This window comes from Chryseobacterium taiwanense (assembly GCF_000813825.1).
GTDB lineage: Bacteria > Bacteroidota > Bacteroidia > Flavobacteriales > Weeksellaceae > Chryseobacterium > Chryseobacterium taiwanense.
Map to the genome: position 1 here is coordinate 532,860 of NZ_JWTA01000004.1, position 15,665 is coordinate 548,524.

14 protein-coding genes are annotated in these 15,665 nt (G+C 35.6%); 2 read left to right on the forward strand and 12 right to left on the reverse strand.

Annotation, left to right across the window (positions count from 1 at the left end; translation table 11 throughout):
- Window positions 1–74 precede the first annotated feature (74 nt).
- The 10 genes from RM51_RS05955 to RM51_RS06000 all read right to left on the reverse strand — a co-directional run bounded on the left by RM51_RS05955 (window position 75) and on the right by RM51_RS06000 (window position 9,428).
- Window positions 75–737 carry a copper homeostasis protein CutC gene (locus RM51_RS05955; protein WP_039366112.1) on the reverse strand — a complete coding sequence of 221 codons (663 nt, stop codon included), beginning with the start codon at window positions 735–737 and terminating at the stop codon, window positions 75–77.
- A gap of 6 nt (window positions 738–743) precedes the next feature.
- Window positions 744–1,283 (reverse strand): hypothetical protein, encoded by a 540-nt coding sequence (locus RM51_RS05960; RefSeq protein ID WP_039366114.1) that lies wholly within the window; start codon window positions 1,281–1,283, stop codon window positions 744–746.
- 15 nt (window positions 1,284–1,298) lie between these two features.
- Window positions 1,299–2,291, reverse strand: a complete 993-nt coding sequence (locus RM51_RS05965; protein ID WP_039366116.1) for an isoaspartyl peptidase/L-asparaginase family protein — start codon at window positions 2,289–2,291, stop codon at window positions 1,299–1,301.
- Window positions 2,292–2,400: 109 nt separating this feature from the next.
- The gene (locus RM51_RS05970) at window positions 2,401–2,865 is read right to left on the reverse strand and encodes a DUF6691 family protein (protein ID WP_039366117.1); all 465 of its coding nucleotides are present in this window, start codon (window positions 2,863–2,865) and stop codon (window positions 2,401–2,403) included.
- Between the two features lie 11 nt (window positions 2,866–2,876).
- Window positions 2,877–3,440: a YeeE/YedE family protein gene (locus tag RM51_RS05975; protein WP_039366118.1), complete on the reverse strand. Its 564-nt coding sequence runs from the start codon at window positions 3,438–3,440 to the stop codon at window positions 2,877–2,879.
- A gap of 24 nt (window positions 3,441–3,464) precedes the next feature.
- Complete coding sequence (locus RM51_RS05980) at window positions 3,465–4,088, reverse strand: class I SAM-dependent methyltransferase (protein ID WP_039366119.1); 624 nt, start codon at window positions 4,086–4,088, stop codon at window positions 3,465–3,467.
- Between the two features lie 51 nt (window positions 4,089–4,139).
- Window positions 4,140–5,561, reverse strand: coding sequence for an MBL fold metallo-hydrolase (locus tag RM51_RS05985; protein ID WP_039366121.1), 1,422 nt, complete (start codon window positions 5,559–5,561; stop codon window positions 4,140–4,142).
- Between the two features lie 81 nt (window positions 5,562–5,642).
- On the reverse strand, window positions 5,643–6,434 hold the full coding sequence (locus RM51_RS05990; protein ID WP_039366123.1) for a sulfite exporter TauE/SafE family protein: 792 nt from the start codon (window positions 6,432–6,434) through the stop codon (window positions 5,643–5,645).
- Window positions 6,435–6,508: 74 nt separating this feature from the next.
- Entirely contained in the window at window positions 6,509–7,135 is a 627-nt protein-coding gene (locus RM51_RS05995; protein WP_039366125.1) for a Crp/Fnr family transcriptional regulator, read from the reverse strand.
- 19 nt (window positions 7,136–7,154) lie between these two features.
- Window positions 7,155–9,428: a glycoside hydrolase family 20 protein gene (locus tag RM51_RS06000; RefSeq protein WP_039366127.1), complete on the reverse strand. Its 2,274-nt coding sequence runs from the start codon at window positions 9,426–9,428 to the stop codon at window positions 7,155–7,157.
- A gap of 103 nt (window positions 9,429–9,531) precedes the next feature.
- Between RM51_RS06000 and RM51_RS06005 the strand changes: the two genes are divergently transcribed.
- Window positions 9,532–10,335, forward strand: a complete 804-nt coding sequence (locus RM51_RS06005; protein WP_039366129.1) for a DUF4197 domain-containing protein — start codon at window positions 9,532–9,534, stop codon at window positions 10,333–10,335.
- A gap of 72 nt (window positions 10,336–10,407) precedes the next feature.
- Here the strand turns inward: RM51_RS06005 and RM51_RS06010 are convergent, their stop codons facing one another.
- Window positions 10,408–11,199, reverse strand: coding sequence for an SDR family NAD(P)-dependent oxidoreductase (locus RM51_RS06010; RefSeq protein ID WP_039366132.1), 792 nt, complete (start codon window positions 11,197–11,199; stop codon window positions 10,408–10,410).
- Between the two features lie 45 nt (window positions 11,200–11,244).
- Window positions 11,245–11,826 (reverse strand): TetR/AcrR family transcriptional regulator, encoded by a 582-nt coding sequence (locus tag RM51_RS06015; protein WP_039366134.1) that lies wholly within the window; start codon window positions 11,824–11,826, stop codon window positions 11,245–11,247.
- Between the two features lie 722 nt (window positions 11,827–12,548).
- Here RM51_RS06015 and RM51_RS06020 point away from each other — a divergent pair.
- Window positions 12,549–15,662 carry a SusC/RagA family TonB-linked outer membrane protein gene (locus RM51_RS06020; protein WP_039366136.1) on the forward strand — a complete coding sequence of 1,038 codons (3,114 nt, stop codon included), beginning with the start codon at window positions 12,549–12,551 and terminating at the stop codon, window positions 15,660–15,662.
- The last annotated feature ends 3 nt before the right edge of the window (window positions 15,663–15,665 follow it).

Sequence of the window (15,665 nt, forward strand, 5' to 3'; positions counted from 1 at the left end):
ATGGAAAAGACATTCTTCATTTCGCTTCGCTACATTCAGAATGACAAACGTTATGAATATTTTTTCGGGTAAGTTTATTTACTTTTCAAAGCAACCACCTCATCTGCATCAGCAAAAGCTCCCCCATCAGTAATTGCAGAAGAATGAAAATATCCAGCTTTCGTAAACTCTCTTACCTCTTCAATATTGGTAGAACGAAGTCCCCCCCCTACAAGAATTTCGATTCTTCCATTGGATAATTCCACTAGTTTTTTCAGGTTTTCTTTACCTTCTGAAACATTCGGTTTCTGACCGGAAGTAAGGATTGTTTTAAAACCACAATTTATCACCTTTTCTAAAGAATCTTCTAATCCTTTTGCACGGTCGAAAGCACGGTGAAAAGTACATTGATATGGTCTTGCCAGTTCAACCAATTCTTTATTCTGTGTTACGTTTACCTCATCATTTTCATCTAAAATTCCGAATACAAAACCATCAACATTTAATGTTTTTAATTGAACCAATTCGGATTTCATTTGTGCAAACTCTTCATCAGAATACGTAAAATCTCCACCACGAGGACGGATCATCACAAAAATCGGAATATTGATCTTCTCTCTTAGCAATTTTGCGGTTTCAAAATCCGGAGTTGTTCCACCTTCGCTTAATCCGTCGCATAATTCTATTCGGTCTGCTCCATTTTCAAAAGCAATGATTGCAGACTCAGGATTGAAACATGCTATTTCTATTTTTGACATTTTAATTTAATTTTTAGGAATTTCCTGAATTACATCAGCTATAAAATAATTTTCTTTTTCTTTAATCACTTTTACACGAATGGCATAATGTTCTTTCAATTCTTCATCTTTAAGAATTACGTTAAACATAAATTCTCTTCCATTCTGAAAAGTAAGTTCACACATTGACACTTTTATATCACCCCAATCTTGTCCTGTGATCAAAAAACCTACACCAATTCCAGCATTTTCGGAATCAAATTTCCCTTTCCATTTTTCCTGAAACTGTTTTTCTGTAAGACTTCCATCAACACCCAAATCGACATTCATTGCGTCAGTTTTGTACTGATAGTAATCTTTTGTTGTAATTCTACGCATTGCGTCATCCAAATTCCCCAAATCTGTTTTAAAATAACTTTCAATACTATTTTTCAGCCATTTTTCTGCTTCATTAGATTCCTTGGAATGATGTATGTAAACTCCATTACAAGGTAAGTTTTTCTTTGCTTCAGTCTTATCCTTACAGGAAATCATTAAAAATAAAGATGCGATAATTATCTTTTCCATTCTTAACTCAACTCCCTATTTTAAAGCAAATTCAGGTTTTTCCAGACGGTTTCCTTTTTGGTCGTATACTGCAAAGTTAAATCCGTCCTGAATACAATAAGAACCGTATTCTCCTTTTTTATTAATTGCAATAAATCCTACCTGAATATCTTTCAGATTTTTATTTCTTCTTTGGGTAATCTTTACAATTCTTTCAACCGCTTCTTTACAGGCCTGTTGCGGATTTCTGCCCTGTCTCATCAGTTCAACCACCAGATGAGTTCCTACCGTTCTGATCACTTCTTCTCCATGACCTGTTGCTGTTGCAGCTCCGACTTCATTATCCACGAATAAACCAGCTCCGATAATTGGAGAATCTCCTACTCTTCCGTGCATTTTGAAAGCCATTCCGCTTGTTGTACAAGCTCCTGAAAGGTTTCCGTTGGCATCCAAAGCAATCATTCCGATGGTATCGTGATTTTCAATGTTGACGATGGGTTGATATTTGCTGTCTTTCAACCATTCTTTCCACTCTTTTTCAGATTCCGCCGTCAGGATATTTTCTTTTTTGAATCCTTGAGAAACGGCAAATTGTAAAGCTCCGTCACCCACTAACATGACGTGTGGCGTTTTTTCCATGACTGCTCTTGCTATGGAAATTGGGTTTTTGATATTCTCCAGACAAGCTACAGAACCGATATTGTAATTTTCATCCATAATGCAAGCATCCAACGTCACTCTTCCGTCTCTGTCAGGACGACCGCCGTAACCAACACTTCTTTCTGTAGGATCATTCTCAACTAAGCGGACTCCTTTTTCAACCGCATCTAAAGCACGACCTCCTTTTCCAAGAATGGTCCAGGCTTCTTCGTTCGCTTTTAATCCGAAATTCCATGTGGAAAGAACGATGGGTTTATTGACTGTTTTATTATTTTCGGGAAGTTCTTTAGCAATCAGATCCAGTGGATTCATAGCCAATGCTAAGGAAGCTACTGCTGATCTTTTTATGAATTTTCTTCTACTCTGCATGTTCGATTTATTTGGGTCACAAATTAGCAATTTTCGCGTTAGCATAAAAGCAAAAAAGGCAACAGATTATTTTCTGCAGCCTTTTATGATATTTATCTAACAATATGTATTAATGGGGTAATTGATCTCTGAAATATCCATAAACCCATGTTCCGAAAATCGCACTTAATAAAGTGATGATTACGGCGAAAGCTCCTGTTCCGATCTGGGCAAAAAGAGGTCCAGGACAAGCTCCCGTAATCGCCCAGCCGAAGCCGAAGATCAACCCTCCGAAAATCTGTCCTTTATTAAACTCCTTAGGAGCTATGGTAACAGGTTCTCCGTTTAATGTTTTTATCTTAAACTTTTTAATCAGCCATACAGAAATCATTCCTGTGAGCACCGCACTTCCTATCACTCCATACATATGGAATGACTGCAAACGAAACATTTCCTGAATTCTGAACCAACTGATGATTTCAGCTTTTACAAAAACAATCCCAAATAATATTCCTACCAAGAGGTATTTAAGGTTATGATACCATTTATGTTGAGCGTTTATTTCGTTATTGCAAACTGCATTATTATTTTTCATTGCTTATTTTTTTAGAGTGAAAGGATCATTGGTAACACAACATTGGCCACAAAAAAACCACCGATCATAAAACAGATCGTCGCCACTAAAGACGGCCATTGAAGATTGGAAAGTCCCATAATAGCATGGCCACTTGTACATCCTCCTGCATAGCGGGTTCCAAATCCCACTAGAAATCCGCCGACAACCATTGTAATAAAACCTTTTAAGGTCAAGAGGCTTTTAAAATTCATTAATTGAGTCGGTACAAGATTGCTGTAATCTGTGATTCCATATCCCGCCAATTCTGTTTTAAGCTTTGGATTTACAATGATCTCACCCGGATTTATTAAAAAATAGGCAGAAAGCATTCCTCCAAAGAAAATGCCTAAGACAAAGAATAAATTCCAGCTTTCTTTTTTCCAGTCGTATTTAAAAAAATTGATATTTCCCGGAATACATGCTGCGCAAATATGTCGCAGTGACGAACTGATTCCGAAAGATTTGTTTCCTAAAATCAGTAAGATTGGGACGGTAAGACCTATCAACGGACCAGCAATATACCAAGGCCAAGGTTCTTTTATAATATCCAGCATAAATTATGTAAGTATTGATATGATTTATTTCTTTTTGAACTGACAGAAAATAAAGTTCTGAACGGTATTAAACGGGGTAATATGATCTTCCGTAAAAGATTTTACCAGTTCAAAATCCGGTGAAAATACAGCTTTCAGGCTCTCTTTATCATACTGTGAAATCTGCAAACCGCTACATTTTTGCGGACCATCTACAGAAAACGTTCCAATAATCAGCGTGTCTGAAACTGTATTCCTTACAATCTCTACATATTTCTGAACTTCTTCATCTGTGGTCAGAAAATGAAAAGCCGCTCTGTCATGCCAAATATCATAGGTTCTATTAGGCTCAAATTCTGTAATATTTGTCGCAATCCAATCTACATGTTCAGCTTGAATTCCTAATCTTTCTTTTGCTTTTTCTAATGCTTTTGCGGAGATATCTAAAACGGAAATATCTTTAAATCCTTTTTCCAGTAAAAAATCGGTCAGATTACTGTCTCCACCACCAATATCTATAATTTTTGAAGACTTATCTTTCGAAGCTTCTTCTATAAGCTCCAAAGAAGTTTGCGGAATTTTTTGCGTCCAGCTTACCTCATCAGGATTCTTGGTTTCATATACATTTTCCCAATGATCTTTATAATCCTGTTGTTCAAAATTTATCATTATTTCGTTCTATTTCTTTATGAATACTATGTTGTAAAAGTAACGCACATTTTAACTAATATAAGGAAAAACCTTCGTCTGACATACAAAATCGCTTGTAGGAATATCAGTTTGGGCAATCGCTTTAAATCCTCCTTCAATTTCGGTAAAATTTCGGTAACCTCTTGCCTGAAGAATGCTTGCTGCCATCATACTTCTGTATCCGCCTGCACAGTGAAGATAAAAATGTTCTTCCGGATCAATCTGAGTGATCCATTCATTGACATAGGCTAAAGGTTGATTATAAGCTTCATCGATGTGCTCTGCATTGTATTCGCTTTCTTTTCTTACATCAATAATTTTTACCGTTATATTCTTTATTTCATCTTCAAACTGTTTAGCTGAAATACGATGAATTGAATCTATTTCTTTTCCGTTCTTCTTCCATGCTTCAAAACCTCCTTTTAAGAAACCTAAAACGTTATCAAACCCAACTCTGCTCAGTCTGGTAATTGTTTCTTCTTCCTTATTCTCATTGGTCACCAATACGATCGGTTGTTTTATATCTGCAATTAATGCTCCTATCCACGGTGCAAAATCTCCATCCAGTCCTATATTAACGGATTGTGGAATAAAGCCTTTTGAAAATTCATGATTGTTTCTCACATCAAGCACTAAAGCTCCTGAAAACTCTACTCTCTCTTCCAATTCTTCAGGAGATAAAGCCTGTGAACCATGTGATAAAACCTTATCAAAGCTTTCATATCCTTTTTTGTTCATTACTACATTCATCCCAAAGTAAGCGGGAGGTGGCAAAAGTCCTTCTGTTACCGCTTTTATAAAGCTTTCTTTATCTTTTTGGTTTAACGCATAATTGGTTCTTTTCTGATTCCCCAATAAGTCCACCGTTTCTTTCTGCATATTTTTACCACAAGCAGAACCTGCTCCATGAGCCGGATAAACAATAATATCATCATTTAAAGGCAGAATCTTCTGATATAAACTTTCATAAAGCATACCTGCCAATTCTTCCTGTGTCATATCCGCTGCTTTTTGCGCTAAATCGGGGCGTCCAACATCTCCCAGAAACAAAGTATCTCCACTGAATAATGCTTTTTCTTTTCCATACTCATCAATTAATAAATAAGAAGAACTTTCCAGCGTATGTCCCGGAGTGTGCAGCACTTTTATTTTAATCTTTCCGATTTCAAAAATATGATTGTCTTCGGTAATAATCGCTTCAAATTCTGGTTTTGCGGTTGGTCCATAAACAATAGGAGCTCCCGTTTTTTTGCTTAAATCTACATGACCGCTTACAAAGTCTGCATGAAAATGGGTTTCAAAAATATATTTAAGGGTTACTTTATCTTTTTCCAATCGATCAATGTAAGGCTTTGTTTCTCTTAATGGGTCTATAATAACCGCTTCTCCTTCAGAAATAATATAATATGCTCCCTGGGCTAAACATCCTGTATAAATCTGTTCTATTTTCATTTTTAATAAATTTTGTTTTTGTTGAGTACAAATTTCCTGTTTTAATATTTCTCCTACCGCTACTTTTGTTACATAAGAATTTTATAGAAATATTTCTTTAATGATGATATAAAATCCCATAACCAAAATGAACCATCCGAATGCTGATTTAAGCTTTTTCCCATCAATTTTTTTTGATAAGTAAGAACCTATCATAATTCCGAGAACAGCAATTGCTGATATGGATGTCAAAAATCTCCAATCAATAGTAGTATGGTGGATAGAGGAAAAAAATCCGATCAGAGAGTTTATAGAAATGATGACTAGAGAAGTTCCGATTGCTACTTTCATTGGAGTTTTGAGAAGATTAACCAATGCAGGAATAATCATGAATCCACCTCCTGCTCCGACTAATCCGGTTAAAATCCCAACAACTGAACCTTCTCCTGCCGCTAGAAGTGTATTGTTTTTATTTGTTTCGCTTTGATCCTTTTGTTTTCCATCTTTCCGTATCATTTTGTAGGAAGCAAGGATCATTAATCCTGCAAAAATCAGCAGCAGGAAAATATCTTTAGTAATCACCAAATTATTGATTGCAAAAACTTTCTCCGGAATGAGAGGTAAAAGATAGTTTCGGGTGAGAAAAATGGAAATCACAGAGGGAATTCCAAAAACGACGGCTATTTTAAGATTCACCAATTTCTTTTTAAAATAAGCCAATGAACCTGCAACACTACTGATTCCAACAATAAAAAGCGAATATTCTGTGGCCACCAATGCCTCTATTCCGAAAAGATAAACCAAAACGGGAACGGTAAGAATACTTCCTCCTCCCCCTATTAATCCTAAAGAAACACCAATTAAAACAGCCGCGATATAACCAAAAATTTCCATTTTTACTTCCTTCTCAATTTGAAAGCAAAAATGGAAATTCCAAAATTTCTGTACCGCTACTTTTGTTACATAACTTAAAATAAAAGTTGAATTTTATTTCTGCCCAGCTTTAGTTTTCCTTCTTCTTCCAGCTGTTTCAATAATCTGGAAACAACAACTCTGGCCGTTCCCAACTCGTTTGCCAACTGTTCGTGCGTGATGATGATTGTACTAGAATTTGACAATTCTGATTTTTTCTGAAGCAGATTCAGCAATCTTTCGTCTACTTTTTTGAAAGCGATTGCGTTGATAATATCCAATAATTCTTCGAAGCGTTTATGATAAAGGCGGAAAATATAATCTAACCATTCCGGATATTCTTTGATAAAAAGAGAAACTTTATCTACAGGTAAAAACAGAATCTCGGTATCTTCTTCCACTTCGGCTTTTACAATACTTTTTTCATTGTGCATTCCGCCCAAAAACGACATAATGCAGCTTTCTCCGGCTTTGATGTAGTATAATAAAATCTCGCGTCCGTCTTCCTCGGTACGAATGACCTTCATCATACCTCTCATCACAATAGGAATGGAACGGATGGAGGAATTCTCATCTAAAATAATATCTCCTTCCTGATACGTTTTTACAATTCCATACTGATAAAGTTTTTCAACCAGCTCGGGAGAGGAATTAAATTCTGAAGATAAAACCGTGTTTTCCATAATACTATTAAATTCCTTACTAATTTACGCCAATTTCATCTACAAAAAGCCACGCTTTTGAATCTGCACCTGGATTTCCGGCAGGAATAATCCCAGCATTTTCAATTTTAACTTTGATATATTTTGAGTTTTGATTTCCTACGGTAAGCTTAATTTTCCCTTTCGCATTCAGGATTTCTTCTTTCCCTATTTCTTTGATCAGTTTAAAATTCGTTCCGTCATCAGAAATAAAGATTTGCGCTGATTTCGCAAAATGGATCCAGCTTCCTTTATTATCCAAGGTATTAAAATACACTTCTGAAAACTGTGTTTTCTGCCCAAAATCAATAGTTGCCACCACATCTTTCCCCTGAAATCCTAACCATGTTTTTCCCAACTGTCTTTGGTTTCCGATAATTCCGTCTACCAAAGTGAAAGCTCCTCCAAAAGAATAATTCTCGCTCGGCTGTTGCTCCAATGTAATTTTTTTGCCTGTCGTTTTTGAAACTGTAAAAGTTTGTGAGGAAACCGCACTTTTTAATTGTCCGTTTTCAAAATAAGCAGATTTTACCGTTAATGATTTTGAAACTGAAATAGGATTTTTATAACCCTGAGAATTTGCGGTAGGATCAGTTCCGTCTAATGTATATCGAATTCCGTTAGGATCCTGTGACGTTGAAAGTTCGTAAGAAACCCCTGTATTGGCCGCCGTTACTTTTCCGGTAATATTATAGATGCTTTTTGCATAATTCACTCCCATTTTATCCAACATCTTGAATTCATTGATCACTCTTCCTTCAAATTCCTTATAATTTTTAGGATCAGAAGTTCCCCATCCGACTTCTGAAAGCGCGAACAATCTTGGGAAGATCATATACTGAACCTGCTTAAAGTCTAAAATATATTCCGTCCATAAGTTTGCCTGAACCCCTTTGATAAACTTTGCCTGTTCTGCGTTCAATTCGCTTGGAATCGGGTTGTAAGAATATACTTTATCTAAAGGCGTAAATCCTCCGAAAGCATTCGGTTCTGTGGCAGGATCTCCCTGATAATGATCAAAATAACAATAAGAACCCGGAGTCATGACAGCAAAATGTCCTGATTTGGCAGCTTCAATTCCTCCATTCACACCTGTCCAGCTCATTACGGCTGCATTGGGAGCTAATCCACCTTCTAAAATTTCGTCCCAACCGATAATTTTTCGCCCTTTAGAGTTCACATATTTTTCAATTCTATGGATGAAATAACTTTGCAAGCCATGCTCATCTTTCAAATTATTCTTTTTAATCAATTCCTGACAATGTGCACATTCTTTCCATCGGGTTTTTGGACACTCATCACCTCCGATATGAATGTATTCAGAAGGGAAAAGCCCCATCACTTCATCCAGAACATTTTCCAAAAACTTGAACGTTTCATCTTTAGGGCAGAAAACATCATCAAAGACGCCCCATTTTGTTGCCGGTTCAAAAGGACCTTTTGTACAGGCCAATTCTGGATAAGCAGTCAATGCAGCTAATGCATGACCCGGCATTTCAATTTCCGGAACTACTGTAATATGTCTTTCCTGAGCATATTTTACTACTTCTTTAATCTGATCCTGTGTATAAAAATAAGGACCGTAAGGTTTTCCATCAAACGTATTATCAACATACGCTCCGATCATCGATTCTTTACGTTTTGCACCAACTTGTGTAAGTTTCGGATACTTTTTAATTTCAATTCTCCACCCTTGATCGTCTGTTAAATGCCAGTGAAAAGTATTTAACTTATACATTGCCAGATAATCGATATACTGCTTGACTTCTGCAACCGTGAAAAAATGACGGCAAACATCCAGATGCATTCCACGCCAAGCGAATTTGGGTTCGTCTTCTATTTTCATTGCAGGAATTTTCCCTGAATCTTTATACTGTTCAAATAATTGAATCAGTGTCTGAAGAGCAAGAAAATACCCTTGTTTTGTATAAGAATTTATGGTAATACGTTTTGGAGAAATATAAATGGAATATTTTTCATTTTTTTCATCATTCTTTTTGGGTATATGTGATAAAGTTGACGGATACAGTGAGTATACTAAATGAACTTTATCTTGATTTTTTTCATATTTAAAATTAAAGCCTTGAGCAAAATGCTTCTTAAAATATTCTGTTTCTTCCTTAGGAAGATATTCACTTAATATAAATGCTTTAGGAATGATAAATTCGCCCTCCGAAAATTCAATTTTCTGCGGATAAGGAATTAAATTCAGTTTTTTTTGAGAAAAAATAAGGTTTGAAATAAATAAGAAAAATACCAGTAAAAAACGCAACATACTACGGGATTAAGATTTCAGCGAATATACTTAATTTCCGAAATTCACCTATCTTTTTTAACTTATTAAAAGCTAAAATATCTAATTTTGCATAAAATAGACAATGAAAAAAACAATTGTATTGGCTGGAATGTTATTATTTTCAGTTTCGACACAAGCACAAATTTTTGATGCCATTAAATCTGCTGTAAAAGATAATACGGGTATCGATCTTAATACGCCTGTAAAAACGACAACTTCTACTACCACTCCAAAAAGTACTTCTACAACTTCTTCTCCCGTAAACCTTGGAAGTCTTACCTCAACACAAATCTCATCCGGATTAAAAGAAGCCTTAAGCCTAGGAGTGAATGAAGGAGTAAAAAAACTGGGTGTGACTGACGGCTTTTTAAAGAATGAGGCTGTAAAAATTTTAATGCCGGAAAAACTAAGAAAAGTTGATACCACTCTTCGTTCTTTAGGATTGGGAAGTCTTGCAGATGAAGGGGTAAAATTACTCAACAGAGCTGCTGAAGATGCAGTAACAGAAGCGGCTCCTATCTTTACGAATGCCATCACTTCGATGACGATCACAGATGCAAAAAATATTCTGTTGGGGAACGATAATGCAGCAACAAATTACTTACAAACCAAAACGCAGACTCAGCTTTTTACAGCTTTTCAGCCTAAAGTAAAAGCTTCTCTAGGAAAAGTAGGCGCAGACAGTGTTTGGAAAAGTATCATTACAAAGTATAATACATTAACTGGACAGTCTGTAACAACCGATCTTAATAATTACGTCACCACAGAAACCATCAACGGTGTTTTTAAAATGGTTGCTGAAAAAGAAGGCGGAATAAGAAATACTCCTGCCATGAGAACGACGAGTATTTTGCAGAAAGTGTTTGGAGCGCAGGATGGGAAGTAATCTTCTTTGATCATAAAAATTGATTTTCCCAATCTCTCAGATAAAAATCGATGTAAGAGATTGGGAAAAATTTTAAACTATTTTCAAAACTCCAGAATCTGCTCTTAAAGAAGCACCATTGGTAGCAACAGATAAAGGACTTGAAAGATAAGTAGCTAAACTTGCCATCTCAGACGGATCTATAAATCGTTGCAGCAAAATATGGGCATTTGATTGCTGTAAAACGGCATTTTTCATTACTTCTACATCAAGATTTTGAGACTCAGCAATATTTTCCATAACGTTTGCAACTCCATCAGAATAAGTCGGTCCACCCAAAATTGTATTTACCGTAACTTCAGTTCCTTTTGTCAATTTAGATAATCCATTAGCAATTGCTGACATCGCAGATTTTGTCATTCCATAATGGATCATATTTTCTGGAATGTTCACTCCGGATTCGCTACTGATAAAAATAATCCTTCCCCATTTCTTGTTCAGCATTTCCTGTAATAAATGTCTTGATAAACGAACACTGCTCATCACATTGATTTCAAAATATCTATACCATTCATCATCTGTAATATTCTCAAAATCTTCAATTCCAAAAATTCCGACGTTGTTTATTAAAATATCAATATCGGTAAGTTGTAATAAAAGTTTTTCCACTTCTTCTTTTTTAGAAAAGTCAGCAGCTATCGCTGAAATGGTAGCGTCAGGAAATTGTTCCTGTAATTTTTCCTTTGCCTGATCAGTCTTTTCTTTTTGCCGTCCGTTAATGATAACCGAAACTCCTTCATTTAATAGTTGTTGTGCCATAGCAAATCCGATTCCCTGTGTTGAACCGCTTATAAATGCTTTTTTTCCGTTTAGTTTTAAATCCATTATTTTATTTTTGTAATGATCACTCAAAAAATAGTTAAAAAAATTTCAATCTAGTATTTTTAGTTGTAATTCAATCTGTTGTCTAAGTATCTTTTCATTAGGATACATTCTTCTCAACGAGTTAATTCCACACCAAAGAGTAATCAGGAATTTCCCTAGTGAATCCGCAGGAAGCTTTGACTTAATATTCCCACTCTGTTGCTCTTTAGTAATCACTGAAGTATAAAGTTTTTCTGTTTCTTTTAATATTTCAACCGCTTCATTTTCTAATTCATCATCTACAAAAGTCATTTCTATAAGTGTATTTGCAACGATACAGCCTTTCATATGAGCCTTTTCTGAGGCTACAGCCACGGAAATAAAAAAATCTTTGATCAACTGAATAGGATGATCACTCTTTTCAACTTTCCATTTAAAATCATCAAAATCTTCTCTTCGCTGCCGCAGTGATTTCTTGAAAAGTTCTTTTTTCCCACCTTTGAATGTATTATAAAGACTTCCAGCTCCTGCACCGGTAGCTTTACTGAGATCAGCCAATGAAGTAGCATTATATCCTTTTTCCCAAAATAATTCCTGAGCTTTGAGAATTAATTCGTTGTCCTGATAAAGATTAGGTCTTCCTTTCATTTATTATTGTAATGATCGATACAAAATTAGTGAAAAAATTAAAATAAAAAAGTATCGTCGATGAAAAAGTAAAATTTCTCAACAAGATTGCTGAAGGTAGAGTAACCGAAACCACTCTATCTTCATCAATCTTATTACTTCATCTTACAAAGTAATCAAGATGTATTCATATTTTTTTGTTCAAAAATTAACAATTTTACGGTCGATTTTTGACTTAAAATTCTTTCAATTTAAGATTCCAAATTGCATTTCTTTTTAATTACATCATTTTTATGATAAGTGATGCTTTTTCAAATAAGAAATTCTGTTTTCATTTCTAAAATAACTCCATTTTTTTGACCGCAAATATTATTTCAAATTAATGTGATTTTATTTTTTAATAATTTTTCTTGGATAAAAGAAAATTTGTTTCAACTCCATTTTTTAGGGAAACAAAATCTTATAAAAAACTAAAAATATGATAAAAATCATATTCTACTTCAAACAAATAATAAAATTAAAATACTGAAAAACAATTAATTAAATCCAAATATTAACATTAAGTTAAAAATCATTAAATTTTTATTAAAAAAAGTTTAATATAGAAAGCAAATTAAAACATCGAAATGCGCAATCGATTACATAAAGGTTTTTAATTATTTTTTTCAGTAGTTTTTTGAGAAATAGCTAATCTCATTTTTCGTATTGAAAAGCAAAATTTAACACATCAAAAAACTTAAATTATGTCATTTGAAAAAATAGCAGAATCTGGCTTTCTGGTTCGTAAAAAACTTGCGGTTTTATTTTTGTTTTCATCTGCTGCAATTTTTGCGCAACAGGGCAAAGAAGTAAGCGGAAAGATTACCAACAACAAACAAGCTCCTATTCCTGATGTAACGGTAAAGGAAGAAGGTACAGAAAATTCCGTTACAACCGATGCAGAAGGTAATTTTGTCATTAAGCTGTTAAAAGATCAGTCTTCTCTTTCTGTTGAAAATGAAAACTTTCAGTCGCAGATCATCCCCGTAGACAATCGCTCTTTTATAACAATCCCACTCAAAGAAGAGAAAACGAAAAACATCGAACAGGTTGTTTTAGTAGGTTACGGAAGCGTTAAAAAATCAGATCTTACCGGTTCTGTCAATACTTTAAGCTCTGATAAGATTGTGGAAAGAAATACAACAAGTCCGCTTGAAGCCATACAGGGAAGTATGGCTGGAGTGAATATCACTTCAAACTCAGGAAGAGTGGGTGATGGTTTCAAGATTAGTATTCGTGGGAGCAATTCTCTTATCTCATCAGGAAATCCATTGTTTGTAGTAGACGGTGTACCAACAGATAATATCGACTTCCTTAATCCTCAGGATATTGCCAGAATGGATGTTTTGAAAGATGCATCTTCAGCGGCAATCTACGGTTCCAGAGGAGCAAGCGGTGTTGTTATTGTCACCACCAAAAGTGGGGCAACTGTAAAATCCGGAATTAATGTTTCTGTGGAAACGTCATACGGAATAAGAACAGCAACCCGCCTCCCCAAAATGATGACGGGAGCTGAATGGTGGAATTTTCACCAAGCCGCGTATCTGAGTTCGACACCCACTACCCAGACTCCTGCACAATTGGCTACTCTGGCAGGAAATCAAAGTCCGCTTTTAGTTCAGCGAGCCAATAACGGATATAATTTCGACTGGTATGATGCTGTATTGCAACCTGGTGTTATGCAAAATCATTATGTAAATATTTCAGGAAGATCAGACGGTGGATTAGGATATAACCTTTCTTTTGGTATTCAGGGAAATGAGGGTATCATTGCCAATGATTCTAATGACAAGTATACGTTTAAACTTGGCATCAATCATAAAATCAATTCTAAATTTACTACAGGAGCCAATATTACTGTGGCAAGAACGATTACTGAATATGGTAGCGATACTGCCATGCGTTCTGCATTCAGCTTCAGTCCGCTTATGTCGCCTTACGCAGTTGATGCTATGGGAAATGATATTCCTGGCCAATTGTTTTTGCTCCCAGGAAAGCTTACTTATCCGGACGGTTCGTGGGCCATCAATAAAACAAGTACAATAAATCCGTTGTTAGAGATTGCCAATTCAAGGCAAAATGAAAGAATCTGGCAGACTTTGGGGAATTTATTTTTCCAGTATCAGCCGAAAAAATGGCTATCCTTTAAAACAACTTTTTCTGCAGGATTCTCAAATACCAATCTCGGAATATCGAATACAGCCCAAACGAATATCGGGATTGCCCTTATCAACAAAAACTCTGCATCGGTAGCTAAAACAGAAAATTTTAATTATACCTGGGACAACCAGATTGATTTAAAATATACATTCAATGATGCACATGATGTGAGCCTACTCCTCCTTCAAAGTTTGTATTCTAATGAAAATGAATCATCGTATGGGTATTCAAACGGACAGCCTTTCAATTCAGAATTTTACAACTTAGGATTTGGTCTTCAAAGCAGTTATCAGCTTCAAGCTCCTCCTTACATGAAAAGAACGCTGAACTCTTATGCTGTACGATTAAATTATGCATTTAAAGACAAATATTTATTGACAGCATCTACCAGATGGGACGGCTCTTCTGTATTGTCTACAGGTAATAAGTGGACCGCTTTTCCTTCTTTGGCCTTAGGATGGAAAATCAATAAAGAATCTTTTCTTGAAAATGTAAAATCTATTTCAGATTTAAAACTGAGAGCCAGTATTGGGTATACAGGAAATGATAATGTAGCTCCCTATCAATCTCTTGCGTTATTGGATCAACAAACTTTTTATGCCAATGGAAATGAGCTGGTTCCAGGATTACAGTCTTCTGTATTTGCCAATCAATCGCTTACCTGGGAAAAAACACGAGAGCTTAACTTTGGATTGGATTTCGGATTTCTCAGAAACAGAATCACAGGTTCGGTGGATGTATATGACCGTCTTTCAGAGAATCTGATCTACAGACAACAATTACCTGCAGAGATGGGTGTAAAATATATCTATGGGAACGTTGGTTCTGTAAGTAACAAAGGTGTTGAAGTCATGCTAAACACAAAAAATATAAAAAGTAATCTCATTACCTGGGAAACTACTTTCACGTTCACAAAAAATGTAAATAAGCTCGAATCTATTTACAATCAGGATCAGGTAAGTGACAAAGGAAATAATCTTATTTTGGGATCTAGCTTAAACCCTAATTTTAATTATGTATATGATGGGGTTTGGCAGGAAAGTGAAGCAGCCCAGGCAGCCGCTTACGGAATGGCACCGGGACAAGCAAGACCTAAAGACATCAATGGAGATGGTAAGTTTGATGCTAATGACAGAACAACTATCGGAAGTTCTGTTCCGAAATGGCAGGGAAGTTTTTATTCAAGGCTTACCATAGGGAAATTTGATTTTAATTTTTCGATCATAACCAGTCAGGGACAAACCGTTTTAAGTACATTCCATCAAAACTTTGCCGATGTTTCGGACAGAGGACGTCAAAAAATGGCAATGGAATATTTTGTACCCACCAACAGTGCAGGAATTGCTTCTAATGCGAATAACAGCAACCCAAGACCCGGACCTGTAGCAACCGGAGCCGGAGCTTTCTGGTCAACAGGATTTGGCTATTACAGAGATGTATCATTTACCAAAGTAAAAAATATTTCTCTAGGATATACTTTTGAGCCCGAATTTCTTAAGAGAATAAAAATGACGAATTTGAGAATTTACGTAAACGTTCTTGACCCCTTTGTCTTTACTAAATTCGACGGATATGATCCGGAATGGGCTGCAGCGAATATGGGAATAAACAGACCCGCAGCAATAACTACACAATTGGGATTAAGTGCTAAATTTTAATTA

Bases quoted from the DNA above. Each gene is read 5' to 3' on its own strand.
- RM51_RS05980 (WP_039366119.1), bottom strand. From the start codon at position 4,088: ATGATAAATTTTGAACAACAGGATTATAAAGATCATTGGGAAAATGTA.
- RM51_RS06005 (WP_039366129.1), top strand. From the start codon at position 9,532: ATGAAAAAAACAATTGTATTGGCTGGAATGTTATTATTTTCAGTTTCG.
- RM51_RS06020 (WP_039366136.1), top strand. From the start codon at position 12,549: ATGTCATTTGAAAAAATAGCAGAATCTGGCTTTCTGGTTCGTAAAAAA.
- RM51_RS05995 (WP_039366125.1), bottom strand. From the start codon at position 7,135: ATGGAAAACACGGTTTTATCTTCAGAATTTAATTCCTCTCCCGAGCTG.
- RM51_RS05975 (WP_039366118.1), bottom strand. From the start codon at position 3,440: ATGCTGGATATTATAAAAGAACCTTGGCCTTGGTATATTGCTGGTCCG.
- RM51_RS05990 (WP_039366123.1), bottom strand. From the start codon at position 6,434: ATGGAAATTTTTGGTTATATCGCGGCTGTTTTAATTGGTGTTTCTTTA.
- RM51_RS06015 (WP_039366134.1), bottom strand. From the start codon at position 11,826: ATGAAAGGAAGACCTAATCTTTATCAGGACAACGAATTAATTCTCAAA.
- RM51_RS05965 (WP_039366116.1), bottom strand. From the start codon at position 2,291: ATGCAGAGTAGAAGAAAATTCATAAAAAGATCAGCAGTAGCTTCCTTA.
- RM51_RS05970 (WP_039366117.1), bottom strand. From the start codon at position 2,865: ATGAAAAATAATAATGCAGTTTGCAATAACGAAATAAACGCTCAACAT.
- RM51_RS05955 (WP_039366112.1), bottom strand. From the start codon at position 737: ATGTCAAAAATAGAAATAGCATGTTTCAATCCTGAGTCTGCAATCATT.
- RM51_RS06010 (WP_039366132.1), bottom strand. From the start codon at position 11,199: ATGGATTTAAAACTAAACGGAAAAAAAGCATTTATAAGCGGTTCAACA.
- RM51_RS05985 (WP_039366121.1), bottom strand. From the start codon at position 5,561: ATGAAAATAGAACAGATTTATACAGGATGTTTAGCCCAGGGAGCATAT.
- RM51_RS05960 (WP_039366114.1), bottom strand. From the start codon at position 1,283: ATGGAAAAGATAATTATCGCATCTTTATTTTTAATGATTTCCTGTAAG.
- RM51_RS06000 (WP_039366127.1), bottom strand. From the start codon at position 9,428: ATGTTGCGTTTTTTACTGGTATTTTTCTTATTTATTTCAAACCTTATT.